At 74.3% G+C, this 24,008-nt stretch carries 21 protein-coding genes and 1 riboswitch; of the genes, 5 read left to right on the forward strand and 16 right to left on the reverse strand.

The features are described 5' to 3' along the window. Position 1: 1 nt before the first annotated feature. Both FE634_RS10460 and FE634_RS10465 read left to right on the forward strand, forming a co-directional pair. A complete protein-coding gene (locus tag FE634_RS10460) occupies positions 2-1,177 on the forward strand; it encodes an exonuclease SbcCD subunit D (RefSeq protein WP_138875838.1) in 1,176 nt (391 codons plus the stop codon). After that, a complete protein-coding gene (locus tag FE634_RS10465) occupies positions 1,174-4,155 on the forward strand; it encodes an AAA family ATPase (protein ID WP_148240566.1) in 2,982 nt (993 codons plus the stop codon). Before FE634_RS10460 ends, FE634_RS10465 begins: the two co-directional genes overlap by 4 nt. 50 nt (positions 4,156-4,205) lie before the next feature. On the opposite strand, the gene FE634_RS10470 is transcribed toward FE634_RS10465, so the two are convergent. Together FE634_RS10470 and FE634_RS10475 are read right to left on the reverse strand one after the other, a co-directional pair. Further along, a complete protein-coding gene (locus FE634_RS10470) occupies positions 4,206-4,763 on the reverse strand; it encodes a type 1 glutamine amidotransferase domain-containing protein (protein ID WP_138875839.1) in 558 nt (185 codons plus the stop codon). 190 nt (positions 4,764-4,953) lie between these two features. Beyond that, entirely contained in the window at positions 4,954-5,646 is a 693-nt protein-coding gene (locus tag FE634_RS10475; protein ID WP_187366671.1) for a sulfotransferase family protein, read from the reverse strand. Positions 5,647-5,683: 37 nt separating this feature from the next. Between FE634_RS10475 and FE634_RS10480 the strand changes: the two genes are divergently transcribed. From FE634_RS10480 to FE634_RS10490, 3 genes are read left to right on the forward strand one after another with little or no spacing between them, the layout of a single operon-like run. Continuing rightward, on the forward strand, positions 5,684-7,225 hold the full coding sequence (locus tag FE634_RS10480; RefSeq protein WP_148240567.1) for a TldD/PmbA family protein: 1,542 nt from the start codon (positions 5,684-5,686) through the stop codon (positions 7,223-7,225). After that, positions 7,225-8,619, forward strand: coding sequence for a metallopeptidase TldD-related protein (locus FE634_RS10485; RefSeq protein ID WP_138875841.1), 1,395 nt, complete (start codon positions 7,225-7,227; stop codon positions 8,617-8,619). Before FE634_RS10480 ends, FE634_RS10485 begins: the two co-directional genes overlap by 1 nt. Positions 8,620-8,664: 45 nt before the next feature. Further along, positions 8,665-9,357, forward strand: a complete 693-nt coding sequence (locus tag FE634_RS10490) for a hypothetical protein (RefSeq protein ID WP_138875842.1) — start codon at positions 8,665-8,667, stop codon at positions 9,355-9,357. Between the two features lie 80 nt (positions 9,358-9,437). On the opposite strand, the gene FE634_RS10495 is transcribed toward FE634_RS10490, so the two are convergent. From FE634_RS10495 to FE634_RS10565, 14 genes are all read right to left on the reverse strand, one after another. Further along, entirely contained in the window at positions 9,438-10,967 is a 1,530-nt protein-coding gene (locus FE634_RS10495) for a CYTH and CHAD domain-containing protein (RefSeq protein ID WP_138875843.1), read from the reverse strand. Between the two features lie 35 nt (positions 10,968-11,002). Then, a complete protein-coding gene (locus FE634_RS10500) occupies positions 11,003-12,262 on the reverse strand; it encodes a serine hydrolase domain-containing protein (RefSeq protein WP_148240569.1) in 1,260 nt (419 codons plus the stop codon). Continuing rightward, positions 12,259-15,174 carry an aminomethyl-transferring glycine dehydrogenase gene (gene gcvP / locus FE634_RS10505; RefSeq protein WP_148240570.1) on the reverse strand — a complete coding sequence of 972 codons (2,916 nt, stop codon included), beginning with the start codon at positions 15,172-15,174 and terminating at the stop codon, positions 12,259-12,261. Before gcvP ends, FE634_RS10500 begins: the two co-directional genes overlap by 4 nt. 79 nt (positions 15,175-15,253) lie before the next feature. Then, positions 15,254-15,363: riboswitch (glycine riboswitch) on the reverse strand. Between the two features lie 249 nt (positions 15,364-15,612). After that, positions 15,613-16,227, reverse strand: a complete 615-nt coding sequence (locus tag FE634_RS10515) for a MerR family transcriptional regulator (RefSeq protein ID WP_137295553.1) — start codon at positions 16,225-16,227, stop codon at positions 15,613-15,615. A 217-nt stretch (positions 16,228-16,444) separates the two neighbouring features. After that, entirely contained in the window at positions 16,445-16,915 is a 471-nt protein-coding gene (locus tag FE634_RS10520) for a bifunctional nuclease family protein (protein WP_137295554.1), read from the reverse strand. Between the two features lie 77 nt (positions 16,916-16,992). After that, complete coding sequence (gene ftsR, locus FE634_RS10525) at positions 16,993-17,760, reverse strand: transcriptional regulator FtsR (protein ID WP_137295555.1); 768 nt, start codon at positions 17,758-17,760, stop codon at positions 16,993-16,995. A gap of 7 nt (positions 17,761-17,767) precedes the next feature. Further along, positions 17,768-18,301, reverse strand: coding sequence for an FHA domain-containing protein (locus tag FE634_RS10530; RefSeq protein ID WP_138875845.1), 534 nt, complete (start codon positions 18,299-18,301; stop codon positions 17,768-17,770). Positions 18,302-18,419: 118 nt separating this feature from the next. Next, positions 18,420-18,806 carry a glycine cleavage system protein GcvH gene (gcvH, locus tag FE634_RS10535; protein ID WP_138875846.1) on the reverse strand — a complete coding sequence of 129 codons (387 nt, stop codon included), beginning with the start codon at positions 18,804-18,806 and terminating at the stop codon, positions 18,420-18,422. A gap of 72 nt (positions 18,807-18,878) precedes the next feature. Beyond that, positions 18,879-19,670: a DUF881 domain-containing protein gene (locus FE634_RS10540; protein ID WP_262347377.1), complete on the reverse strand. Its 792-nt coding sequence runs from the start codon at positions 19,668-19,670 to the stop codon at positions 18,879-18,881. Continuing rightward, positions 19,667-19,999 carry a small basic family protein gene (locus tag FE634_RS10545; RefSeq protein ID WP_134765958.1) on the reverse strand — a complete coding sequence of 111 codons (333 nt, stop codon included), beginning with the start codon at positions 19,997-19,999 and terminating at the stop codon, positions 19,667-19,669. The genes FE634_RS10540 and FE634_RS10545 overlap by 4 nt, the downstream gene beginning before the upstream one ends. Further along, on the reverse strand, positions 19,996-20,889 hold the full coding sequence (locus FE634_RS10550; protein ID WP_138875847.1) for a DUF881 domain-containing protein: 894 nt from the start codon (positions 20,887-20,889) through the stop codon (positions 19,996-19,998). Before FE634_RS10550 ends, FE634_RS10545 begins: the two co-directional genes overlap by 4 nt. Beyond that, on the reverse strand, positions 20,882-21,502 hold the full coding sequence (locus tag FE634_RS10555; protein ID WP_137295559.1) for a CDP-alcohol phosphatidyltransferase family protein: 621 nt from the start codon (positions 21,500-21,502) through the stop codon (positions 20,882-20,884). The genes FE634_RS10550 and FE634_RS10555 overlap by 8 nt, the downstream gene beginning before the upstream one ends. 35 nt (positions 21,503-21,537) lie before the next feature. After that, a complete protein-coding gene (locus FE634_RS10560; protein WP_138875848.1) occupies positions 21,538-22,587 on the reverse strand; it encodes a hemolysin family protein in 1,050 nt (349 codons plus the stop codon). Beyond that, positions 22,584-23,990: a hemolysin family protein gene (locus FE634_RS10565; protein WP_137295561.1), complete on the reverse strand. Its 1,407-nt coding sequence runs from the start codon at positions 23,988-23,990 to the stop codon at positions 22,584-22,586. Before FE634_RS10565 ends, FE634_RS10560 begins: the two co-directional genes overlap by 4 nt. Positions 23,991-24,008: the final 18 nt, after the last annotated feature.

The raw sequence follows: 24,008 nt of genomic DNA on the forward strand, positions 1-24,008 counted from the left end.
CATGCGCATCCTGCACACCTCCGACTGGCACCTGGGCCGGTCGTTCCACCGGGAGGGGATGCTCGCGCACCAGGAGCGCTTCGTCGACCACCTGCTCGAGGTCGTCGAGTCCGAGCGGGTCGACCTGGTCGTCGTCGCCGGCGACGTCTACGACCGCGCGCTCCCGCCGGTCGACGCGGTGCGGCTGGCCGACGAGACGCTGGTGCGGCTGGCGCGGTCGCGGGCGGCCGTCGTCCTCACCAGCGGCAACCACGACTCCGCGCAGCGCCTCGGGTTCTCCTCGCGGCTCATCGACGCCGCCGGCGTCCACCTGCGCACCGACGTCGGCGCGGTCGGCACCCCGGTGCTCCTCGCCGACGCCCACGGCCCGGTCGCCGTCCACGGGATCCCGTACCTCGACCCGCACGCCGTCGCCGACCCGTGGGGCCTGGAGCAGCGCTCGCACCAGGCCGCCCTCACCGAGGCGATGCGTCGGGTGCGCCTCGACCTGGCCGGGCGGCGCGGCACCCGGTCGGTCGTGCTGGCGCACGCCTTCGTCGCCGGCGCCCAGCCCTCCGACTCCGAGCGCGACATCAGCGTGGGCGGGGTGGCCCGGGTCCCGACCTCGGTCTTCGACGGCGTCGACTACGTCGCGCTCGGCCACCTCCACGGCTCCCACGTCCTGGGCGACCGGATCCGCTACAGCGGGTCGCCGCTGGCCTACTCGTTCTCCGAGGCCGGGCACCGCAAGGGCTCCTGGCTGGTCGACCTCGCCGCCGACGGCGCCACCCACGCCGAGCTGGTCGAGGCGCCGGTCCCGCGACCCCTGGTGCGGCTGCGGGGCACCGTCGAGGAGCTGCTCAGCGACCCCGCCCTCGCCGAGCACGAGGCCTCGTGGGTGGAGGCCACCCTCACCGACCCGGCCCGGCCGCTGCAGGCGATGGAGCGCCTGCGCCGCCGCTTCCCCCACACGATGGTGCTGGCCTTCGCCGCCACCCGCACCACGATCGGCGCCCCGGGGGCCTCCGCCGCCGACGCGCGCCGCGACCACGACGTCGCCCGCGAGTTCATGGTCGAGCTGCGCGGCACCGCGCCGGGCGCCGACGAGCTGCGCGAGCTCTTCCGTGCCGTTGACGCGTGCTGCGACGACCCCGACACCGACACCCTGCTGCGCCCGGCCACGGAGGTCGGGTCGTGAGGCTGCACCGACTGGAGATCCAGGCGTTCGGCCCGTTCGCCGGCGCCGCGAGCATCGACTTCGACGACCTGTCCGAGGCCGGGCTGTTCCTGCTGTCCGGGGCCACCGGCGCCGGCAAGACCAGCGTCCTCGACGCCGTCTGCTTCGCGCTGTACGGCGACGTGCCCGGCGACCGCAGCCAGGCCAAGCGGCTGCGCTCCGACCAGGCCGACGCCACCACGCCGCCGCGGGTCACACTGGAGGCCACGCTCGCGGGACGCCGCTTCCGCATCGTGCGCTCCCCCGCCTGGGAGCGCCCCAAGAAGCGCGGCGCCGGCACCACCACCGAACCCGCCAAGGTCACGGTCTCGGAGCGGGTCGGCCCCGACTGGCAGCCGCTGTCGAGCCGGCTCGACGAGACCGGCGACCTCGTCGTCCGGCTGCTCGGGCTCGACCTCACCCAGTTCACCCAGGTCGCGATGCTGCCGCAGGGCCGCTTCCAGGCCTTCCTGCGCGCCCGCTCCGACGAGCGGCACCGCCTGCTGCAGCAGCTCTTCCGCACCGGCCGCTTCGAGGCGGTGGAGCGCTGGCTGCGCGAGCGCCGGATCGCCCTGGGCCACGAGTCCGCCGCGGGGCACCAGCGGGTCGCCGACGTCGTCAGCCGGGTCAGCGAGGCCGCCGCCGCCCCGCTGCCCGACGGCGTCGACGTCCACGACCTGGCGCCGGCCGTCGACGACGACACGCTGCGAGGGTGGGTCGAGGCCTGCCTGGCCGAGGCGGTGTCCGCGCGTGAGGAGTCGCAGGAGCGCCTCGCCGCGGCCGGGGTCGAGGAGCAGGCCACCCGGGTCAGTCTCGAGGCCGCCCGCGCCGACGTCGCCCGCCGCGAGCGTCTCGTCGCCGCGCGCCGCGAGCGCGACGCGCTCCTCGACCGCACCCCGGCCCACCGCGCCGACCGGGCGCGCCTCGATGCGGCCCGCCGCGCCGCCGTCGTGGTCCCGTGGCACCACCAGGCCGGCGCCGCGGGCGCCGCCGCGACCCGCGCCACGGCCGCTGCCGACGCCGCCCTCGGTGCCGTGGCCGACCGGCTCGGTGAGGTCCCCCGCACCGAGCGGCTCCCCGCCCTCGCCGACCGGGCCCTCGCCGCCGCGGCCGAGGCCCGGGCCCAGCGACCGCACGCCGACCGGCTCGCCGCCGTCCGGCGCGCGCTGCGCGACAACGACGACCGGCGCGCCCAGCTCGCCGACGATCTCGGCCGGGTGCAGCACGAGCGCGCGGTGCGTCCCGACCGGCTCGCGGTGCTGCGCGCCGACGTCGCCCACGCGCGCGACGACACCCGCCGGGTCGACGTCCTCACGGCGTCCGCCCAGGACGCCCGGTCCCGTCTCGACGCCCACGAGGAGGTCGTCGTGCTCCGCGCCCGGGTCCAGGAGGTGCGCGAGCGCTGGCTCGAGACCCGCGAGCAGACCTTCGTGCTCAAGGACGCGCTGCTCGCCGTCCAGCGGCTGCGTCTCGACGGCATGGCCGCCGAGCTCGCCGTGGCCCTGGTCGTCGGCGGCTGCTGCCCGGTCTGCGGGTCGGGCGAGCACCCCGCGAAGGCGCGGCCGGCCCCCGGCGCGCCCGACGCCGCCACCGAGAAGGCCGCCCTCAACGCCGTGGCCGACGCCGAGGTCGTCGAGCACGCCCTCGACCAGCAGGTGCGCGAGCTGGAGCAGTCGCTCGCCGCGGCCGAGGCGCGCGTGGGCGACGACCCGGTCACCGACCTCGCCGAGCGGCTCGGCTCGCTGCAGGACGCGCTCGCCGCGGCCCTGCGCTCATCCGGCCGGCTGCCCGAGCTGGAGGCGAGGCTGAGCACCGACGAGCGCGCCCTGGTCGACCTCGAGCACCGGTGCGACGAGATCCTCGCCGCCGACTTCCGCCTCGCCGGCGAGCGCGGCGGGCTGACGCAGGAGGAGGCGACGCTCGGCGCCCAGCTCGCCGCCGTCCTCGGCGACCACGCCGACCTCGACGCCGTCCACGAGGCGCACCGGCGCACCGCCGAGCTGTGCCGGGCCGCCGACCGGGCCGCCGAGGAGGCGCGCGCCGCCGCCGACGGCCGGCTCGAGGCCGACCGGGCCGTCGCCGTGGCGGTCTCCGACGCCGGCTTCGACCACCTCGCCGACGCGCTGGCCGCGACGCTGGAGCCGGGGGCGCTGCGCGCCCTCGACGGGGCCGTGACCCGGCACGAGCGCCGGCTGGAGGCCGTCACCGAGGTGCTGCGCGACGCCGGCCCCGACGACGCCGCGCCGCTGCCCGACGTCGAGCTCCTGGACCGCCGGCACGTAGAGGCCCAGGCGCGGGTCCGGGCGGCGGCGGCCGACGTCAGCCGCTACTCGGCGCGCACCGAACGGCTCGCGGGCCTGCTCGACACCCTCGACGACGAGCTGGCGGCCTGGGCGCCGGTCCGGCGCGACCACGGGGTCGTGGCCCGGCTCTCGGCGTTCGTCGAGGGCAAGTCGGCCGACAACCTGCTGAAGATGCGGCTCTCGGCCTACGTGCTGGCCTACCGGCTCTCGCAGGTCGTCGCGGCGGCCAACGAGCGGCTCGCCCGGATGAGCGACCAGCGCTACTCCCTCGAACACACCGGCCAGCGGGGCGCGGGCGAGTCCCGCGGCGGACTCAGCCTGCTCGTGCGCGACGACTGGTCGGGCGAGTCACGTGACCCCGCGACCCTGTCGGGCGGGGAGACCTTCGTGGTCTCCCTCGCCCTCGCGCTCGGGCTGGCCGACGTCATCTCGCACGAGGCCGGCGGCGCGACGCTCGACACGCTCTTCGTCGACGAGGGCTTCGGGTCGCTCGACGCCGACACCCTCGACGACGTCATGGACACCCTCGACTCGCTGCGCGACGGGGGCCGGGTCGTGGGCGTCGTCAGCCACGTGGCGGAGATGCGCGACCGGATCCCCACCCAGCTGCACGTGGCCAAGCACCGGCGCGGCTCGACGGTGAGCCTGCGCCGGTAGCCGGGCCCTGATGCAGCCGGTCGGGAGGCGGCCGGTCTGAGGGTGGCCGGTCAGGAGGTGCCGGCGGCTCCGTGCGCGAGCGCCTCGAGCAGCGCGTTGTTGAACGCCGGGATGTCGCTCGGGTTGCGGCTGGTGATCAGGTTGCCGTCGGTGACGACCTCCTCGTCGCGCCACTCGCCGCCGGCGTTGCGGATGTCGGTCTGCAGGCTCGGCCACGACGCGACCGCGCGTCCGCGCACGACGTCGGCCTCGACCAGCACCCAGGCCGCGTGGCAGATCGCGGCGACCGGCTTGCCGGAGGCCACGAAGTCGCGGACGAAGGCCACCGCGTCGGCGTCCAGGCGCAGGGCGTCGGGGTTCGCCACGCCGCCGGGCAGCACCAGGGCGTCGTACTCGCCGGCGTCGGCCCCGCCGACGGTCGCGTCGACCTTTTGCGACCCGGCCTTGTCGAGGTGCTCGTACAGGTCGGCCTCCCCGGCCTCGGGGGCCAGCAGCACCGGCTCGTGGCCGGCGTCCACGACCGCCTGCCACGGCTCCACCAGCTCGGCCTTCTCGATGCCCTCGTTGGAGGTCAGGAACGCGATCTTCTTGCTCGTGTCAGTAGCCATGTCTCGACGGTAGGCAGGCCCGACCGCCCCACCCACCGCCCCAGCGGGTGACCCAGCCCCTCGCGACTCGGCGCGGAGGTCGAGTCAGATCACGCCGAGTCGGCGCGGAGGTGAAGTCGGATCGCGCCGAGTCGGCGCCAGCACTCAACCCGAACGCCGACTCGGCGGGTGGGGGCAGGCAGTCAGGCAGTCAGTGCAGGGAGGTCCAGGTGGAGACGTCGAGGCCCCAGTCGCGCTCGAGGCGGTCGGCCTGGGGCCGGTAGAGGGTCCGGAGGGTCTCGCGGAGGCCGGGGGTCCAGTCCCACTCCGCCCGGGACGACGAGCTGGACTCCTCCTCCACGGCGGAGAGTGGCACCGGGTCGAGGCCGAGCGCCGACCAGAGCCGGTCGACGGCGGCCTGGGCGTCGGTGCGGACCTGCTCGTAGACCAGCACGTGCATCCGGTCGCGGCCGACCGCGGCCGCCCACATGTCGAGCTGGTCGGCGTAGCAGCCGGTCCAGGTCTGCACGGTGATCGGCACCGGGTAGGGCCACGACCGGCCGCGGGTGGCGGCCAGGCGCATGGCGGAGCGGTAGCGCTCGACCGGGTCGCGCAGCACCACCAGCACCGGGACGCCGGGCAGCAGCCGCGCCGCGACGGCCGGCGTCGTGGCGTGGCGCAGGTACTGCGGCGTCCAGTCGCCGCGGCGCACGCCGTCGTCGGGAAAGAGGTCGAGGTACTCGGCCTCCGGCACGACGCCGTCGCCGACCTTGTGGAGCAGGTGCTGCTCCTTCTTGCCGTTGGTGCCCAGCCCGACCATGGGGTGCTGCACGAGGAGGTCGGTCAGCCAGGTGGTGCCGCTGCGCTGGGCGCCGATGCCCAGCCACGACGGTCCGATACGCACGAGCAGCACCCTAGTGGGAGGGACTAGGTTCGCTCCCATGAGTGGACTCGATCCCACGTTCGCCGACCTGCCCCACCGCGCGCTGGGCGACGCGGCCCTGACCCGGGCCCGCGAGCTCGGCGTCACCCACGCCGACTTCCGGCTCGAGCGGGTGCGCTACCAGGACCTCTCGGTGCGCGACGGCGTCCTCCAGGGCGCCAGCGACGCCGAGGACCTCGGGTTCGCGGTGCGGGTGATCCACCGCGGCTCGTGGGGGTTCGCCGCGGGCGTCGTCCTGACGACCGACGAGGCGGTGCGGGTGGCCGAGACCGCGGTCGCCGTCGCGAACGTCGCCGCCACGATGACCAGCCGCCCGGTGGAGATCGCCGACGAGCCGGTCTACGACGACGTCACGTGGGTCAGCGCCTACGACGTCAACCCGCTCGACGTGCCGGTCGCCGAGAAGGCCGCGCTGCTCATCGACTGGACCGAGCGGCTGCGCGCCGGCGCCGCCGTCGACCACGCCACGGCGTTCGTGCAGCAGGTGCAGGAGAACAAGTACTACGCCGACCTGGCCGGCACCCGCACCACCCAGCAGCGGGTGCGGCTGATGCCCGGGTTCGAGGCGATGGGTGCCGGCGCCGACACCTTCGACTCGATGGCCAGCATCGCTCCCCCGGCCGGTCGCGGCTGGGAGTACGTCGTCGGCAGCCGGGACCGGGGCGCGTGGGACTGGGACGCCGAGATCGCCGAGGTCCCCGAGCTGCTCGCGGAGAAGCTCAAGGCCCCGAGCGTCGAGGCCGGCACCTACGACCTCGTCATCCACCCGAGCAACCTGTGGCTGACCATCCACGAGTCGATCGGGCACGCCACCGAGCTCGACCGCGCCCTGGGCTACGAGGCCAACTACGCCGGCACCTCGTTCGCCACCACCGACAAGCTGAACCACCTCCAGTACGGCACGCCGGTCATGAACGTCACCGGCGACCGCACCGTCGACCACGGCCTCGCCACGATCGGCTACGACGACGAGGGGGTGCAGACCCAGAACTGGGACATCATCAAGGACGGCGTCCTGGTCGGCTACCAGCTCGACCGGCCGATGGGGGTGATGCTGCCCCAACTCAACCCCGGACCCGACGGCCGCGGCCGCTCCAACGGCTGCGCCTACGCCGACTCCTCGGGCCACATCCCGATCCAGCGGATGGCCAACGTCTCCCTCCAGCCGGACCCCTCGACCGACGCCCCCGGCACCGCCGACCTGATCGGCCGCGTCGAGCGCGGGCTCTACGTCGTCGGCGACAAGTCGTGGTCGATCGACATGCAGCGCTTCAACTTCCAGTTCACCGGCCAGCGCTTCTTCACGATCAAGGACGGCGAGCTCGTCGGCCAGGTCCGCGACGTCGCCTACCAGGCCACCACGACCGACTTCTGGAACTCGATGGAGGCCGTCGGCGGCGAGGACACCTGGGTCCTCGGCGGCGCGTTCAACTGCGGCAAGGCCCAGCCCGGCCAGGTCGCGGCGGTCAGCCACGGCTGCCCGACGTCGCTGTTCCGCGACGTCCGGATCCTCAACACCCTCGAGGAGGGCGGCAACTGATGAGCACTCCCCTGCACCCCCAGAGCCTCGTCGAGCAGGCGCTGGCCGCGTCGGTCGCCGACGACTGCGTCGTGATCGTGCGCGACCACACCAGCGCCAACCTGCGCTGGGCCAACAACACCCTCACCACCAACGGCGTCATGCACGGCGTCTCGGTCACCGTCGTCTCGTTCGTCGGGGCGGCCACCGGGTCGGTCACCGGCAGCGCCACGACCCAGGCGCAGGTCACCGCGCTGGTCACCGCCGCCGACGCAGCCGCCCGGGCCGCCTCCCCGGCCGAGGACGTGAACCCGCTGGTCCGCGACGTCCCGGCGAGCACCGACTGGGACGACGCCCCGGAGCCGACCGACATCCACGTCTACGACGTCTTCGCCCCGGCCCTCGGGGAGGCCTTCCGGGTCGCCGACGCCGGGCGCCGGGTGCTCTACGGGTTCGTCAACCACGAGATGACGACGACCTACCTCGGCTCCTCCACCGGGCTGCGACTGCGTCACGTGCAGCCGACCGGCCACTACGGCTGCACCGGCAAGACGACCACGCCGGAGGGGCGCACCGAGAGCGCCTGGGTCGGCGGCGCCACCCGCGACTTCACCGACGTCGACGCCCTCGCGATCGAGTCCGAGGTCGCCCGCCGGCTGGCCTGGGGCCACCGTCGTGTCGACCTGCCCGCCGGGCGCTACGACACCATCCTGCCGCCGACCGCGGTGGCCGACCTGATGATCGACGCCTACTGGTCCGCGGGCGCGCGCGACGCCTGGGAGGGCCAGTCGGTCTACAGCCGCCGCCCCACCGGCACCCGGATCGGGGAGACGATCGCCAGGCGCGGCGTCCACCTCTACAGCGACCCGGCCCACGACCCGCTCCGGTGCGCGCCGTTCACCGTCGCGACCTCGTCGGGCAACACCTCCTCGGTCTTCGACAACGGCCTGCCGCTCGGGCGCACCGACTGGATCCGCGACGGCGAGCTCACCTCGCTCCTGCAGACCCGGCACTCGGCCGCGATGACCTCGCAGCCGGTGACGCCGGCCGTCGACAACCTCGTGCTCGACGTCGACGGCGGGCGGGGCAGCCTCGCCGACGTCGTCGCGGGCACCGAGCGCGGTCTCCTGCTCACCTGTCTCTGGTACCTCCGCGAGGTCGACCCGCAGTCGCTGCTGCTCACCGGGCTGACCCGCGACGGCGTCTACCTCGTCGAGGACGGCGAGGTCACCGGGTCGGTGAACAACTTCCGGTTCAACGAGAGCCCCGTCGACCTGCTCCGCCGGTTCACCCACGCCTCGGAGACCGTCCCGAGCTTCAGCCGCGAGTGGGGCGACGACTACTTCTCCCGCACCGCCACGCCCGCGCTGCGGGTGCCCGACTTCAACATGTCGAGCGTCTCCCAGGCGGTCTAGGCGAATCCCCGGTCACGACCGGTCCGTCCGCCGTAGGGTTCGGCCGTGCCTCGTCGTCCTCGTGCGGTCCTCCTCGCCGCCGCCCTCACCTGCCCCGCCCTCGCGCTCGGCGTCCTGGTGCCCGTCGCGCCGGCCCACGCCGACCCGCCACGACCGGGAGCGCCGGTGACCCAGGACGACCGGGTCGTCGTGCGCGGCGGCGGGAGCGTGTTCGTCGACGCGATCGGCAACGACACCGATCCGGACGGCGACGACCTGGCGGTCTGCCGGGTGGACATCCCGGACGGCGTTCCGCTGACCTCGGGCCAGAACATCCTCATCGGGACCGCGGCCGACGACGACGACCACGACGACCATGACGACCGCGACGACCGGCCGGTCGACCTCACCTCGACCTCCTTCCGGCCGGGCACCTACCGGCTCACCTACTACGCCTGCGACCGCGACTTCCTGACCCCGGGGACCATCACCGTGGTCGTCGAGCGCACCCGGCCGGTGCGCGCCCGGAAGGTCGCACCCCACGTCGTCCGCCTGGCCAACCCGGACGACCGGCGGGTGACCGTGCTGGTGTTCGGCGGCTCTCCCGTCGAGCCCCGCGTCGCGCAGCGGGTGGTGCAGCTGCCTCCCGGTGCGGCGAAGCGCGTGCGCACCCGGGGCCGGATCCTGACCTGGTTCGCGTTCGCCCCCCGCGGCGGCAACGCCGGGCAGGGCGAGGTCCGAGGTCTCGGGCGCGCCTGAGACCGCCGGCCGGCGGGCTCCCGCCCGCTCCTGTCCCGCTGCTGTGCGGCGGGTGTGGGCGGTGGGCGCCGGTGGCCCGCTCAGCCCAGCCAGCGCCGCAGCTTCTTGCTGTCGAGGCGACCCCACGCCGCGGCGAGCTCGCCCTCCAGCACGGACGCGCGTGACTGCTCCCGCTCGTGCAGGACGCCGTAGGTGAAGGCGCTCTCGCCGTCGGCGGTCGCGCGGGCCGCCATCCGGCGCAGGTCCGCCCGGACCACGACGGTGTCCTGGCGCTCGCCGAGCACCCGGGTCACGTCCTGGGCGGCCTTGCGCAGCCGCCGGGCGTCCGAGCCCCACAGCGGCTCCAGCACCTCGCAGGCGTGGCGCAGCCGCTTGGCCGCCTTGCGCACGTCGTGCAGCGCCTCGTCGTGCGCCGGACCGGCACCGTCGCTCGCGGCGACCGCCTCGGCGACGCCGACGGCCTCGCGCAGGCGCCGCAGGTCCTTGCGGACCCGCTTCGGCAGGACCTCCGCGGCCGGCCGGTCGGCGCGCTCGGACCACGCCGGCGAGGCGACGAGCCGGTCCAGGCGCCCCAGCAGCCGCAGGTAGCGCCGGGAGGCCAGGACGTCGGCGGCGTGCGTGCCCGCCGCGCGGCGCCGGTCGGCGTGGGTGCGGTCGATCCGGCGGCGGACCGGGCCCACGACCTGGCGTCGCGGGACCTCGGACACCAGGGCCCGCAGCCGGTCCTGCGCGACCTCGGCGTCGCGGCCGGCGCCCAGGGTCCGGGCGACCCAGCGCAGCTCGGCGCGCAGCGGGTCGGTGCGGTCGCGGTCGAGCAGCGGCCCGAACGTCGCCAGGGCGGCGCGGAGCCGCCGGGACGCGACCCGAAGCCGGCGGACGCCGTCGTCGACACCGCGCCGCACGTCGCAGTCGGCGCGGAGCAGCGCGGCGACCTGCTCGGCGAGGCGGGCGTGCAGGACGGCGGAGGCAGGCCCGTCGAGGGCGCGTCGGGTGAGGGCCTCGGCCGGCTCGGGCAGCCGGTGGGCCAGCACCGAGGCGATCTTGCGCTGCACCGTCCGCGGCAGGATCCCGGCCGCGGCCAGCGGCGCGTCGGCGGCGTCGAGGAACGCCGGCGGCGCCGTCACGAGCTCGACCTCCACCTCGCGCCAGGTCACGGCGTCCGCCCCGAGCCGGCCGACCGCGCGTCCGGTGACCCGGTCGTCGGCCACCTCGGCCAGGACGGCGTCCTCGGCGTCGAGCAGGAGCCGGGCGGTGCGGAGGGTCTCGACGTCGGCGACCGGTCGCAGGTCCCGCCCCCGGGTCCAGCCGAGCACCTGTCGGGCGAGCCCGGCCGGGACGGTCTCGGTGCGGCCCAGCGGGCGGTGGAGCTCGTCGCGCCCGAGCCCGGCCGGCACCTTGAGGTGCCAGCCCGCGTCGTCGCCGCCGGTGCGCCGCCTCAGGGTGACGCCGTGGCGCACCAGGGCCAGGTCGTCGGTGTCGACGTAGGTGGCGACCAGGGTCGCCGTCGTCGGCTCGGTGACGCGGACGACGCCCGGCAGCTCGGTCAGGTCCGGCAGCTCGGCGTCCGGGTCGACGGCGTAGGCGCGCTCGATCTCGTGGTGGTCCCTCACGGGCCAAGTAGTAGCCGACCGAGGTGAACGGCGCCTCAGCGACCGGGGATCGGCGCCGCGGGGTCGTAGGGCACCCGGGTGTAGACGAACGTCGCGCACTCGAGGTGGGTGGGGTGCACGTGCAGCGTCTCGCCGCGGTGGTAGCCCGAGACGCCGACGATCGTGGCGTCGTCGCGCAGCTCGAAGGTGTGGGCCAGCGACCCGCTCTGGAGCGACCGGACCTCGAGCCGGTCCGAGGACCAGCGCAGCTCGACGGCGGAGTTGCCCCAGAACCAGGTGCCGAGCAGCGGCTCGACCGACGGCGGCACCGAGGTGGTCGGTACCCACGGCTCGACCGGTGCCGGCTCCTCGGCGAGCAGCAGGTCGTGCGGGACGCCGTCGGCGTCGAGGCCGGTCGTGGCGTTGGCCAGGACGACGGCCCCGTCGCCGCTGGCCGGCTCGACGAACAGGCTGGCCAGGAAGCCGGGCATCGAGCCGGTGTGCCCGACGAAGCGCCGCGCGCCGTCCGGGCCGAGGTCGAGCACCCGCAGGCCGAGCCCGTAGGACGGGTCGAGGCGCGGCGCCCCCATCTCGGCGAGCGTGGCCGCCGCGAGGACGTCGGGTCGCCGGCCGGCGAGGAACGCCGCCCACACCGCGAGGTCGGCCACGGTGCTCCAGGCCTGTCCGGCCGGCGCCATCGCGCCGGTGTCGGTGTGCGGCTCGAGGGCCAGCCGACCGGTGAAGTGCTCCACGCTGTGCCCCTGCGCGTGGGGTCCGCGCTCGGCGTCGGGACCGTACGTCGTCCGCGTCATCGCGAGCGGTTCGAGGAGCCGGGCCGCCACGACGTCCCACCACGGTGCCCCGCGCAGCCGGGCCACGACCTCGCCGAGCAGCCCGTAGCCGAGGTTGGAGTAGTGGAACCACTCACCCGGCCCGGCGACCGCGCCGGTGCCGTCGTTGGCGGCGACGAGGGCCTCGAAGTCGCCGCCGGTCGAGCGCTCCCACCACGGGCCGGCGGGCTCGCTCTGCATGCCGCCGGTGTGGCCGAGCAGGTCGGCGATCGTGAGGTCGGCGTAGCCGACGCCGGGCAGGAGCCGCCCGACCGGGTCGTCGAGGGCGAGCGCGCCCTCGTCGCGCAGCTGGAGGATCAGCGCCGCCGTCATGGTCTTGGTGATCGAGCCGATGCGGTAGGCCGTGGACGGGTCGGCGTGCACGCCGGCCGACTCGACGAGCGCGCCGTCGCGCAGCACGCCGCCGACCACCGAGGGCAGTCGGCCGCGCCGCTGCAGGGCCGCGAGACGGACCCCCAGGCTCACGCGCTGCCGGCCGGCTCGAGCTCCGGCTCGGCGAACGCCTCCGGCGAGGGGCAGGAGCAGACCAGGTTGCGGTCGCCGTAGGCCTGGTCGACGCGGGCCACCGGCGGCCAGTACTTGTCCGGGTCGGGCCCGGTCGGGAACACCGCCAGCTCGCGGGAGTAGGAGCGGTCCCACTCGCCGAGGAGGGCGCGCGAGGTGTGCGGGGCGCCCCGCAGCGGCGAGCCCTCGGGGGTCCACTCGCCCGCGCCGACCCGGTCGATCTCGCCGCGGATGGCGATCATCGCGTCGCAGAACCGGTCGATCTCGGCGAGGTCCTCGGACTCGGTCGGCTCGACCATCAGCGTGCCGGCCACCGGGAACGACATCGTCGGGGCGTGGAAGCCGTAGTCGACGAGCCGCTTGGCGACGTCGTCGACGCTCACGCCGGTCTCCTTCGTCAGCCCCCGCACGTCGAGGATGCACTCGTGCGCCACCAGGCCGCCGTGCCCGCTGTAGAGCACCGGGAAGTGGTCGGCGAGGCGCTTGGCGACGTAGTTGGCGGCGAGCACGGCGCTCGCGGTCGCCCGGGTCAGGCCCTCGGCGCCCATCAGCCGGATGTAGGCCCACGAGATCGGCAGGATGCCGGCCGAGCCGTACGGCGCCGCGCTGATCGGGCCGATGCCGGCGCGCTTGGCCTCCTCGGGGTGCATCGCGTGCGAGGGCAGGAACGGCGCGAGGTGCTCGCGGACGGCGACCGGACCGACGCCCGGCCCGCCACCGCCGTGCGGGATGCAGAAGGTCTTGTGCAGGTTGAGGTGCGAGACGTCGCCGCCGAACTCCCCGGGCTTGGCGTAGCCGAGCAGCGCGTTCAGGTTGGCGCCGTCGACGTAGACCTGGCCGCCGTGGGCGTGGACGATCTCGCACAGCGTGCTGATCGTGTCCTCGTAGGCGCCGTGCGTCGAGGGGTAGGTCACCATGATCGCGGCCAGCGTCTCGGCGTGCTTCTCGCACTGGGCCTCGAGGTCGGCGAGGTCGACGGTGCCGTCGTCGCCGGCCTTGACGACGACGACCTTCATGCCGGCCATCACCGCCGAGGCGGCGTTGGTGCCGTGCGCCGAGCTGGGGATGAGGCAGACGTCGCGGGTCAGGTCCCCGCGCGAGCGGTGGTAGCCGCGGATCGCGAGCAGCCCCGCGAGCTCACCCTGCGAGCCGGCGTTCGGCTGGATCGAGACCCGGTCGTAGCCGGTCACCTCGGCCAGCCAGCCCTCGAGCTCGTCGACCAGCCGGCGGTAGCCGGCGGCGTCCTCGGCCGGGGCGAACGGGTGCAGGTCGGCGAAGCCGGGCAGGCTCACCGGCTCCATCTCGGTCGTCGCGTTGAGCTTCATCGTGCACGAGCCGAGCGGGATCATGCCGCGGTCGAGCGCGTAGTCGCGCGCGGAGAGCCGGCGCAGGTAGCGCAGCATCTGGGTCTCGCTGCGGTGGGCGTGGAAGACCTCGTGGGTCAGGTACGGCGTCGTGCGGCGCAGCCCGCCGGGCAGCGCGTCCTCGGTGGCCCGGTCGAGGGCGTCGAGGTCGAGCTGGCCATGCGGCACCCCGAAGGCCCGGAGCACGGCCTCGACGGTGGAGCGGGTGGTCAGCTCGGACGTGGAGATCCCGACCGCGTCGTCGTCGACGCGGCGCAGGTGCAGGCCCAGGGCGCGGGCCGCCGAGACGACGTCGTCGGCGCGGCCGGGCACGGCGACCGTCAGGGTGTCGAAGAAGTGCTCGTGGGTGGGCGCGAGCCCGGCGTCGGTGAGGGCCCGGGCCAGGACGGCGGCGTAGCGGTGGGTGCGGGTCGCGATCGACCGGAGCCCGTCGGGGCCGTGGTAGACGGCGTACATCGAGGCGACGACGGCGAGCAGCACCTGGGCGGTGCAGATGTTCGACGTCGCCTTGTCGCGGCGGATGTGCTGCTCGCGGGTCTGGAGCGCGAGCCGGTAGGCCGGGCGGCCCTCGGCGTCGATGGAGACGCCGACGAGGCGGCCGGGTAGGTGCCGCTCGAGGCCGGCGGCGACGGACATGAAACCGGCGTGCGGGCCGCCGTAGAAGAGCGGGACGCCGAAGCGCTGGCTCGAGCCGACGACGACGTCGGCCCCCATCGCGCCGGGGGCCTCGAGCAGGGTCAGGGCCAGCAGGTCGGCGGCGACGACCGCGAGCGCACCGCGCTCGTGGGTGGCCTCGATGATCGGCCGGGGGTCGAGGACGCGGCCCGAGGCGCCGGGGTACTGGACCAGGACGCCCGAGAGGGCGCCGTCGGGCAGGTCGGCCGGCAGGCCGTCGGTGAGGTCGGCGACGACGACGTCGATGCCCATGGCCTCGGCCCGGGTGCGGACCACGTCGATGGTCTGCGGGAGCGCGTCGGCGTCGACGACGAAGGGGCCGCTCGCCCTGCGGTTGCCGCGGCGCACGAGGGTCATCGCCTCGGCGGCGGCGGTGCCCTCGTCGAGCAGGCTCGCGTTGGCGGTCGGCAGACCCGTGAGGTCGCCGACGACGGTCTGGAAGTTCAGCAGCGCCTCGAGCCGGCCCTGGCTGATCTCGGGCTGGTACGGCGTGTAGGCGGTGTACCAGCTGGGGTCCTCGAGGACGTTGCGGCGGATCACCGGCGGCGTGATCGTGGCGTGGTAGCCCAGGCCGATCATCGGCTCCCCCGGCCGGTTGGACGCCGCGATCGCCCGCAGCTCACGGGCGGCGGCCGCCTCGGTCAGCGGGGCCGGGAGGTCGAGGGCCTCGGCGCTGCGGATCCCGCCCGGGACCGCCGCGGCCATCAGGGCGTCGAGGGAGTCGAAACCCAGCGTGGCCAGCATCGTGGTGACGGCGTCGGCGTCGAGGCCGATGTGCCGCTCGACGAACGGCAGGGCGCCGTCGAGGTCGGACAGGGTGGGGTGCTCGGACACGGAGGCTCCTCGGATCGACAGACCGGCGGCCCTCCCCCTCTGTCACCCCCGCCGGCTGCGACGGGTGCTCCAGAGGTGCCTGCTCCGCGCGGTCCGGGTGCCTGAGAGGTTCCGGGGAGGAATTGCCCCTTCGGCGCTTGCCCATGACCAGCCTCGGCCGCGGGACGAAGTCTCTCCCGCGCGGGATCGACAGCGGTGACCACGCTACCGGACCCGTGACCACCCCTCCGAACCGGCGCGCGGCCCACCGAGCCCGACACCCAGCCCGACACCCAGCCCGACACCCAGCCCGACACCCAGCGCGACACCCGGCGCGACACCCGGCCCGACACCGAGCCCGCCGGACCCGGTCGGGGCGGAAAATGACGTCCGCCCCGCGGCCCACGAGCAGCCACGAGGCGGACGGACAACCGTGGTGTCCGGTGGAGCGGGGGTGCCTCAGCCGATCTTGCGGGCCTGACGGCGGGCGGCGAGCTCGTCGCTGGCCGACGACGCCGCGGCGGCGGTGTCGGCGGCGGTGTCGTTGGCGCGCTCGCTGGGGAGTGCGGCGAGGGTGCCCTCGATCTCGCGCCACACGCCGCCGATCGCGATGCCGAACACGCCCTGGCCACCCTGGAGCAGGTCGATGACCTCGTCGTTGGAGGTGCACTCGTAGACCGAGGCGCCGTCGCTCATCAGCGTCACGCGGGTCAGGTCGTCGGTGCCGCGCTCACGCAGGTGGGAGACGGCGGTGCGGATCTGCTGCAGCGAGATCCCGGCGTCCAGGAGCCGCTTGATGACCTTGAGGATGAGGATGTCGCGGAAGGAGTAGAGCCGCTGCGACCCCGAGCCCTTGGCACCCCGCACAGTCGGCTCGATGAGCCCGGTGCGGGCCCAGTAGTCGAGCTGACGGTAGGTGATGCCGGCCGCGTTGCACGCGGTCGGGCCGCGGTAGCCGACGTCGCTCGGCAGCGGCGAGACGTCGTCGGTGAACAGGAGGCCCTGCTCGTCGGCCGATTCGAGCGCCAGATCGGTGGCCGGATCGGATCCGGTCCGGGGGTTCTGCTCGTTCACACGGTCCTCCGCAGGTCTACTTCGCAGGTAGCAACTCGAGGGAAGGACGCCGTGATGACATCGGTGGAGTTACAACGAAGACAGTTCAAGGTACGACGGCCGGCGTGGTCGGTCAAAGAGGTGCCCGGCGTGTCGAACCCTCATTCTCAGGCTGAGGGTGACCCTGTGCCGTGCCCGTTCCCGCCGGTGGGCGGCACGGGGTGGCGGACCGCAGGGGTCAGCGGTCGGCCTCGAAGTCCTCGGGCGTGACGTGGTCGAGGAACTCCCGGAACTTCTCGACCTCGTCCTCCTGCTCGGCCGGGACCGCCAGGCCGGCCTCGTCGAGGACGTCCTCGGCGCAGACGATCTTGGTGCCGGTGCGCAGGGCCAGGGCGATGGAGTCGGAGGGGCGCGCGCTGACCTCGACGCCGGAGCCGAAGACCAGGGTGGCGAAGAAGACGCCGTCCTTGACGTCGGTGATCCGGACCTCGGCCAGCGAGTTGCCGGTCGCCTCCAGCACGTCCTTGAACAGGTCGTGGGTGAGCGGGCGCGGCGGGACGACGCCCTGCTGCGCGAACGCGATCGCGGTGGCCTCGACGGCGCCGATCCAGATGGGCAGGTAGCGCTCGCCCGTCACCTCCCGGAGCAGGACGATCGGTTGGTTCGAGGGCATCTCGACCCGGACTCCCATGACATCGACCTCGCGCACGTGCCAACCCTACGCTCCCCCTCCACGCGAGCCACGCGCGAGCGGCACCGGCGCGGCCCGGACCGGTCCGCGCGGGCTCAGGAGCGCTTGAGCCCGGCCTTGACCAGGGTGGCGTGCAGGCGCACCGAGAGCGCCGCGATCTCGTTGACGGCGGCGTCGGCCCGGTCCCGGGCGCCGGCGTCGCGGCCCCCGCGGATCGGGGCGACGACCTGCTGGACCATGCCGACCTCGCGGTCGGCGGCGGCGCGGAAGGCCCGCAGGTGGCGCGGCTCGAGGCCGAACGCCGCGAGCTCGCGGGCGGTGCGGGCGATGACGAGCGCGTCGGTGTCGTAGTGGTGGGTGCCGGTGCGCGGGGCGACCAGGCCGAACTGCTCGAGCTCGTCGAGCATCGCCTCGTCGATCTCGGCGACCTTGACCAGCTCGCGCCGCGAGAGCCGCAGCTGGTCGCGCCGCGCGAAGGACTCCGCGGACGGCGTGCCGTCGCTGGCGAGCGCCACGGTCGGGACCGTCGGCACGACCGGGTCGATCGGCGGCGGCTCCAGGCCCCGGTCGATCGCGTCGAGGTGCTCGCGGATCACCTTGTGCGGCAGGTAGTGGTCGCGCTGCATCGTGAGGACGTACCGCAGCCGGGCGACGTCGTCCTCGCTGAACTTGCGGTAGCCCGACGGCGTGCGCTCGGGCTTGATGTGTCCTTCGGACTCGAGGAAGCGGATCTTGGGGATGGTGATGGTCGGGAAGTCCGCGCGCAGCAGGTCGAGGACCTGGCCGATGTTCAGCCGGCCCGAGGACCGGGGGTCGCTGCGGGACCCACCGGCCGGGTCACCTCCCGAGATCGCGCTGGGCACCGGTCCCTCAGAGCGCCTCGTGGCCGGAGAAGAAGACCAGTCGGTACTTGCCGATCTGGACCTCGTCGCCGTCCGAGAGCAGCACCTTCTCGATCCGGTCGCGGTTGACGTAGGTGCCGTTGAGGCTGCCGGCGTCGGCCACGGTGAAGGAGTCGCCCTCCCGGTCGAAGACCGCGTGGTGGCGCGAGACGGTGACGTCGTCGAGGAAGATCTCGCTGTCGGGGTGCCGGCCGGCGTTCACGACGTCGGAGTCGAGGAGGAACCGGCTGCCGGCGCCGGGGCCCTTCTGGACCACGAGCAGGGCGTGGCCCAGCGGGAGCGCGTCGACCGCGGCCGCGTCGACCGGGTTCAGCGCGCGGTCGGAGGTCTCGGACTTCTCGACGCCCGTGCCGATCTGGATGGTCGCGGTGGACTCACCGATCGGCTCGCCGCTCGCCGCGGTCGGGAGGTTCGGGTCGAGGGCGAGCAGCCGGGTGCCGCACTGGGCGCAGAACCGAGCGTCGTCGGGATTCTGCCTGCCACAGTTGGTGCAGAACGGCATCGGTTGTTCCTTCGTGTGCGGGGTCCCTGAACCCTCAACGCCATGGTGAGGTTGATGGTTCGGGCGAACGTACCAGGTGGGCCTGGCCGGTGGGACGGCTTCGCGGAGCCGTGCGCACTCAGCCCTTGAGCGTGGCCACGTAGGCGTCCGGGGCGAGCAGCGCGTCCACGTCGCCCGGGGACGCCGGGACGACCTCGAAGAGCCAGCCACCGCCGTACGGGTCGCTGTTGACGAGCTCGGGCGTCGCGTCGAGCGACTCGTTGCGCGCGACCACCTCGCCGGTCAGCGGCGCGTAGACGTCGCTGACGGACTTCGTCGACTCCAGCTCGCCGCAGGTGCTGCCGGCCTCGACGCTGTCGCCGACCTCGGGCAGGGAGACGTAGACGATGTCGCCCAGGGCGTCCTGGGCGTAGTCGGTGATGCCGACGCGCACCGACCCCTCGTGCTCGCCGGGGCTGCGCACCCATTCGTGCTCAGCGGTGTACTTCAGGTCCTCGGGGTACACAGGCGCTCCTCGTGACGGGTCCGAACGGGCACGAGAAGGCTAGCGCCTCCCGCTGCACCGGCGGGGTGGTGGTCAGTCGGGCTGGGCGTACTCCGGCTGCACCGGCTCGCGCACGGCGTCGATGTCGAGGGAGTCGAGCTCCTCGACCTCGATCTCGCCGCCGTCCTTGCGGACCTCGGCCCGCGGCCCGAGCGCGAAGGAGATCGAGCCGGCCAGGGTGCTCGCGTCGCCGATCGCGTCGACGACGTAGGGCGCCTCGAGCAGCGTGCCGTCGACCTCGATGCCGCCGACCCGCTCCTCGAACGACGTCTGGGCGATCACCCGGACCTCGCCGTTGACCTGGATCGCCTCGGCGCCGACCGAGCGCAGCTCCTGGATGACGTCGAGCATGCTCGAGACCGAGATGGAGCCGGTCTCCTCGGTGATCGTCGCCCGGATCCCGGGGCCGGTGACCGGCACCAGCCCGGCGAGGACCTGGAGGTTGTCGACCTCGTCGCGGGCCCGGTCGAGCGCGGCCTGGCGCTGCGTGGACTCCGACTGGAGGTCCTCGCGGTCGCTGGTGAGCCGGTCGATCTCGGCGCGGGTGCGCTGGGTGGTGCCGGCCAGCCCGTTGAGGACGTCGATCAGGTCCTGCTCGCGCAGCCCCGCGTAGGTGGAGTCCTGCTCGGTCGTGCGGATCTGGGTGACCGCGGCGAACCCGACCAGGGCCAGCAGCACCGCGACGATGAGCTGGGTCCGCGACGGGCGCAGCAGGGCGCGCCCCAGGCGGGCGCGGCCGGTGAGCCGCGGCGCGGGCACGTCGGCGCCGTCGCCCGGCTGCGGGGTCGGCTGGGGGCTGGGCTGCTCGTCGCCCGTCGTGCTCATGCGTGGAAGAGGTGGCGCCGGATCGCCGCGACGTTGGAGAAGATCCGGATCCCGAGCACCACGATGACGCCGGTCGACAGCTGGCCCCCGACGCCGAGCCGGTCGCCGAGGTAGACGATCCCGGCCGCGATCACCACGTTGCTGACGAAGGAGACGACGAAGACCTTGTCGTCGAAGATGCCGTCGAGGTAGGCCCGCAGCCCGCCGAAGACGGCGTCCAGCGCCGCCACCACCGCGATCGGCAGGTAGGGCTCGAGCCCGAGCGGGACCTCGGGCCGGAAGACGAGCCCGAGCACGACGCCGAGCAGCAGTCCGAGAGCGGCGATCATGACAGGGGCTCCTCCTTCTCCTTCGTGGTGCCGGCGGATCCCGACTCCGCCGACCGGAGGACCAGGGCGGAGTCGGGCGCGGACGGCAGCGACAGCTCCTCGACATTGTCCTCGACGGTGTAGTCGAACCCGTACACCTGGGACGTCGACACGAACTTCAGCCCGGTCGTGGTGTCGAACAGCCGCGCCGACAGGGTCCGGGTGTCACCGATGGCCTCGACCGTGTACGGCGCCTGGATCCCGACGCCGTTGACCCGGATCGCGGCCCCGCTGGTGCGGATGGCGGTCACGGCGGTGAGCCGCTGCCCGTTGACGGCGATCGCCTCGGCGCCGGCCTGCCAGAGGCCGTTGACCAGCAGGTCGAGGTCGCTGTCGTGCACCTCGTTGTTCTCGTCGGCGTCCGGGGCCTCGGTCACCACGACCCGGACACCCTCGCCGGTCACCGCGCTGAACCCGGTGCGGACCGCGAGGCGCCGCTCGGTGACCGCGACCTCCTGGCCCACGTCGACCAGCCCGCTGACGTCGTCCTCGAGGGCCAGGTTGCCCTCACGGAGCGCCGCGACCCGCTCCTGCTGCGCGGCCCGCCGGTCGCGCTGGGCCTCGATCCGGCCGATCAGGCTCTCCCGGCTGGCGTCGTCGACGTCGGCGTTGCGGGTGGTCTGCACGAACGCGGTGGCCGCGAGGAGGCCGAACACCGCGACGACCACGGCCGCGGTGCGCGGCGGCCGGCCGCTGGGCGGGCGCGGTGCGCCGGCGGCCCGGCGCTCCGCGGCGTGCAGGTAGTCCTCGTCGAGCGACTGCTGGGTGATCAGGGTGAGCAGGGGCAGCCGGACCCGGTCGGGCAGCTCGTGGGGCGGCGCCGGCGTCGCGGGGCCCGGCCGCTCAGCCATCGGACCGGGGGTGGGCCGGACGACGCTCGGTCGTCTGCAGCAGGCGGTGGACCTGCCAGGTGTAGAGGACGCCGGCCCACCAGTAGAGCCCGATCCCCCAGAAGGCGAACGCCCAGCCGAAGACCTCCGCCAGCGTCGCGACGGTGCCGTCGCCGTCGCCGAGCAGGAGGAGCGGGAAGGCGTAGAGCAGGTTGGCGGTCGCGGCCTTGCCCAGGAAGTGCACCGGCAGGGCGCTGAAGCCGCGGGTGCGCAGCAGCGGCACCAGACCCCACATCAGCAGGTCGCGCAGCGGCAGCGACACCGCCATCCACCACGGGATGATGTCGCGCAGGGCGAGGCCGACGACGACGGCCAGGATGTAGAGGCGGTCGGCGACCGGGTCGAGGATCTGGCCGATCACCGACTGCTGGTCGAGCTTGCGGGCCAGCCAGCCGTCGAGGTAGTCGGTGACGCCGGAGACCATCAGCACGGCCAGGGCCCAGGCGTCGGCCTCGGGCACGAGCACCAGCCACAGGAACAGCGGGATGCCGAGCAGCCGCAGCGCGCTCAGGGCGTTCGGGATCGTCCAGACGAGCGCGCGCGGCCCGTCGGTGTCCCCTGCTTCGCCCGCCACGCTGCCAGATCCTAGTGGTGGCGTGCCCCCGGTCCTCAGACGCTCTCCTCGTGGTGTGCCGCGTCGCGGATCTCCCCGACCAGCTCCTCGATGACGTCCTCGAGCGCGGCGACCCCGAGCGTGGCGCCGCTGCCGTCGACCACCCGGGCCAGGTGCGCCCCGCGGCGCCGCAGCACCTCGAGCGCCTCGTGCAGCGGGGAGTCGTGGACGACGGTCGCGAACGGCCGCACCCACTTCTCGTCGATGGGACGCTGCCGCAGGGCCTCGTCGGGCTCGAGCACGTCCTTGATGTGGAGGTAGCCCACCAGCTCGCCGTCGTGGTCGGCGACGGGGAACCGGCTGTAGCCGGTGCTCGCGCACAGGGCCTCGACGTCGGCCGGGCTGGACCCGGGCGCGACCGTCGTCAGGGTCGAGGACGGCAGGCAGACCAGGTCGACCGACTTCTCGGTGAACCCGAGCGCGCCGGCGAGCCGGTCGTACTCGTCGGCCTCGATGAGGCCCTCGCCGCGCGACTCCTCCACGAGCGCAGCGACCTCCTCGCGGGTGTAGGTCGAGCTGACCTCGTCGCGCGGCTCGACCCGGAGCAGGCGCAGGGTGGCGTTGGCGACGGCGTTGAGGGTGACGATGATCGGGCGCAGCACCGTGACGACGCCGACCAGTGCCGGTGCCAGCACCAGCGCGGCGCGCTCGGGCCCGGCGATCGCGATGTTCTTCGGGACCATCTCGCCGAGGACGACGTGCGCGGAGACCACCACCACGAGCGCGAGGACGAACGCGACCGGGTGCACGAAGCCCTCCGGGACCCCGGCCCGCTCGAAGAGCGGCTCGATGAGGTGGGCCAGCGCGGGCTCGCCGACGGCGCCGAGCCCGACCGAGCAGATCGTGATGCCGAGCTGGGCCCCGGCCATCATCAGCGAGACCCGCTCCATGGCGTGCAGCGTCGTGCGCGCCATCCGCGAGCCGGCCTGGGCGCGCGGCTCGATCTGGCTGCGGCGCGCGGAGATGAGGGCGAACTCGGCGCCGACGAAGAAGGCGTTGAACCCCAGCAGCAGGACCGCGACGAACAGGGCGGTGTAGTCGCTCACGCGCCACTCCCCCCGTCGGGGCGGCCGGCGTGCTGCGCGGCCGCGTCGTCGCCGTCGACCGGGGCGTCGTGCACGAGCAGGGCGAGGCGGTCCACGCGCAGCCCGTCCATGTGCTCGACGGTCAGCACGGCGAGCCGCTCGCGCGGCGGTCCCTGCTGCGCGGCCTCGGAGGTGTCGGGCACGGCGATCTCGGCGACGTCGCCCGACGACGGGATCCGGCCGAGCACCTGGAGCACGAGACCGGCGATGGTGTCGTAGTCCTCGCTCTCGGGCAGCGCGACGCCGGTGACGTCCTCCACCTCGTCGGGGCGGAGCAGGCCCGACAGCGACCAGGTGCCGTCGCGTCGCTGCCGCGCCCGGGCGCCGAGCCGGTCGTGCTCGTCGGCGATGTCGCCGACGATCTCCTCGATGACGTCCTCGAGCGTGACGATGCCCGCGTGGCCGCCGTACTCGTCGAGGACGACGGCCATCTGGAACCCGTCGGCCTTGAGCAGCGCCATCAGCGGGTCGAGCCGCAGCGAGTCGGGCACCACGATTGGGCGGACCATGAGGTGCTTGACCTTGGTGGTCGCCCGCTCGTGCAGCGGCAGGGCGACGGCGTTCTTGACGTGGACGGTGCCGACGACGACGTCCTCGTCGTCGAGCACCGGGAAGCGGGAGTGGCCGGTGCTGCGGGCCAGCTCGAGCACGGCGCTGGCCCGCTCGTTGGCCTCGAGGGAGTGGGTGCGCACCCGCGGCGTCATGATCTCGCCGGCCGAGCGCGACCCGAACTCGACCGAGCGCTCCATCAGCTCGGCGGTGTCGGCGTCGAGGGTGCCCTCGTGGGCCGAGCGCTGGATCAGCGAGGCGAGCTCGGTCGAGCTCCGGGCCGAGCGCAGCTCCTCCTGGGGCTCGATGCCGAGGCGGCGCACGATGGCGTTCGCGGAGCCGTTGAGCACCTTGATCGGGCCGCGCATGAAGGCGGTGAAGGTCCGCATCGGGAGCTGGGTGGCGCGCGCGGTCGCCATCGGGAGGGCGATGGCGAGGTTCTTGGGGACGAGCTCGCCGAAGACCATCGTCAGGATCGTGCTGACGACGAACCCGAGCGCGACCGCGGTCGGCCCGACCCCGCCGTCGGGGATCCCGAGGGCGCCGAGCGGGTCGCGGATCAGCTCGGAGATCGCCGGCTCCGCGAGGTAGCCGATGCCCAGGTTGGTGACCGTGATGCCGACCTGGGCGCCGGAGAGCTGCGTCGACAGCGAGCGCAGCGCCGACTGCACCCCGCCGGCCGAGGCGTCGCCGGCGGCAGCGGCCCGGTCGACCGCCGCGCGGTCGACGGTCACGAAGGCGAACTCGGCGGCGACGAAGACGCCGCACATGAGGATCAGCAGGAGGGCGACCCCGAGCAGGATCAGGGGGGTCATCGGGGCGCCTCACCGGGG

The organism is Nocardioides sp. S-1144, assembly GCF_005954645.2.
Lineage (GTDB): Bacteria > Actinomycetota > Actinomycetes > Propionibacteriales > Nocardioidaceae > Nocardioides > Nocardioides dongxiaopingii.

Coding starts and splice junctions, on each gene's coding strand:
- FE634_RS10460 (WP_138875838.1), top strand. CDS start 2: ATGCGCATCCTGCACACCTCCGACTGGCACCTGGGCCGGTCGTTCCAC.
- FE634_RS10470 (WP_138875839.1), bottom strand. CDS start 4,763: ATGGCTACTGACACGAGCAAGAAGATCGCGTTCCTGACCTCCAACGAG.
- FE634_RS10480 (WP_148240567.1), top strand. CDS start 5,684: ATGAGTGGACTCGATCCCACGTTCGCCGACCTGCCCCACCGCGCGCTG.
- FE634_RS10485 (WP_138875841.1), top strand. CDS start 7,225: ATGAGCACTCCCCTGCACCCCCAGAGCCTCGTCGAGCAGGCGCTGGCC.
- FE634_RS10530 (WP_138875845.1), bottom strand. CDS start 18,301: ATGCCGTTCTGCACCAACTGTGGCAGGCAGAATCCCGACGACGCTCGG.
- FE634_RS10540 (WP_262347377.1), bottom strand. CDS start 19,670: ATGAGCACGACGGGCGACGAGCAGCCCAGCCCCCAGCCGACCCCGCAG.
- FE634_RS10545 (WP_134765958.1), bottom strand. CDS start 19,999: ATGATCGCCGCTCTCGGACTGCTGCTCGGCGTCGTGCTCGGGCTCGTC.
- FE634_RS10550 (WP_138875847.1), bottom strand. CDS start 20,889: ATGGCTGAGCGGCCGGGCCCCGCGACGCCGGCGCCGCCCCACGAGCTG.
- FE634_RS10565 (WP_137295561.1), bottom strand. CDS start 23,990: ATGACCCCCCTGATCCTGCTCGGGGTCGCCCTCCTGCTGATCCTCATG.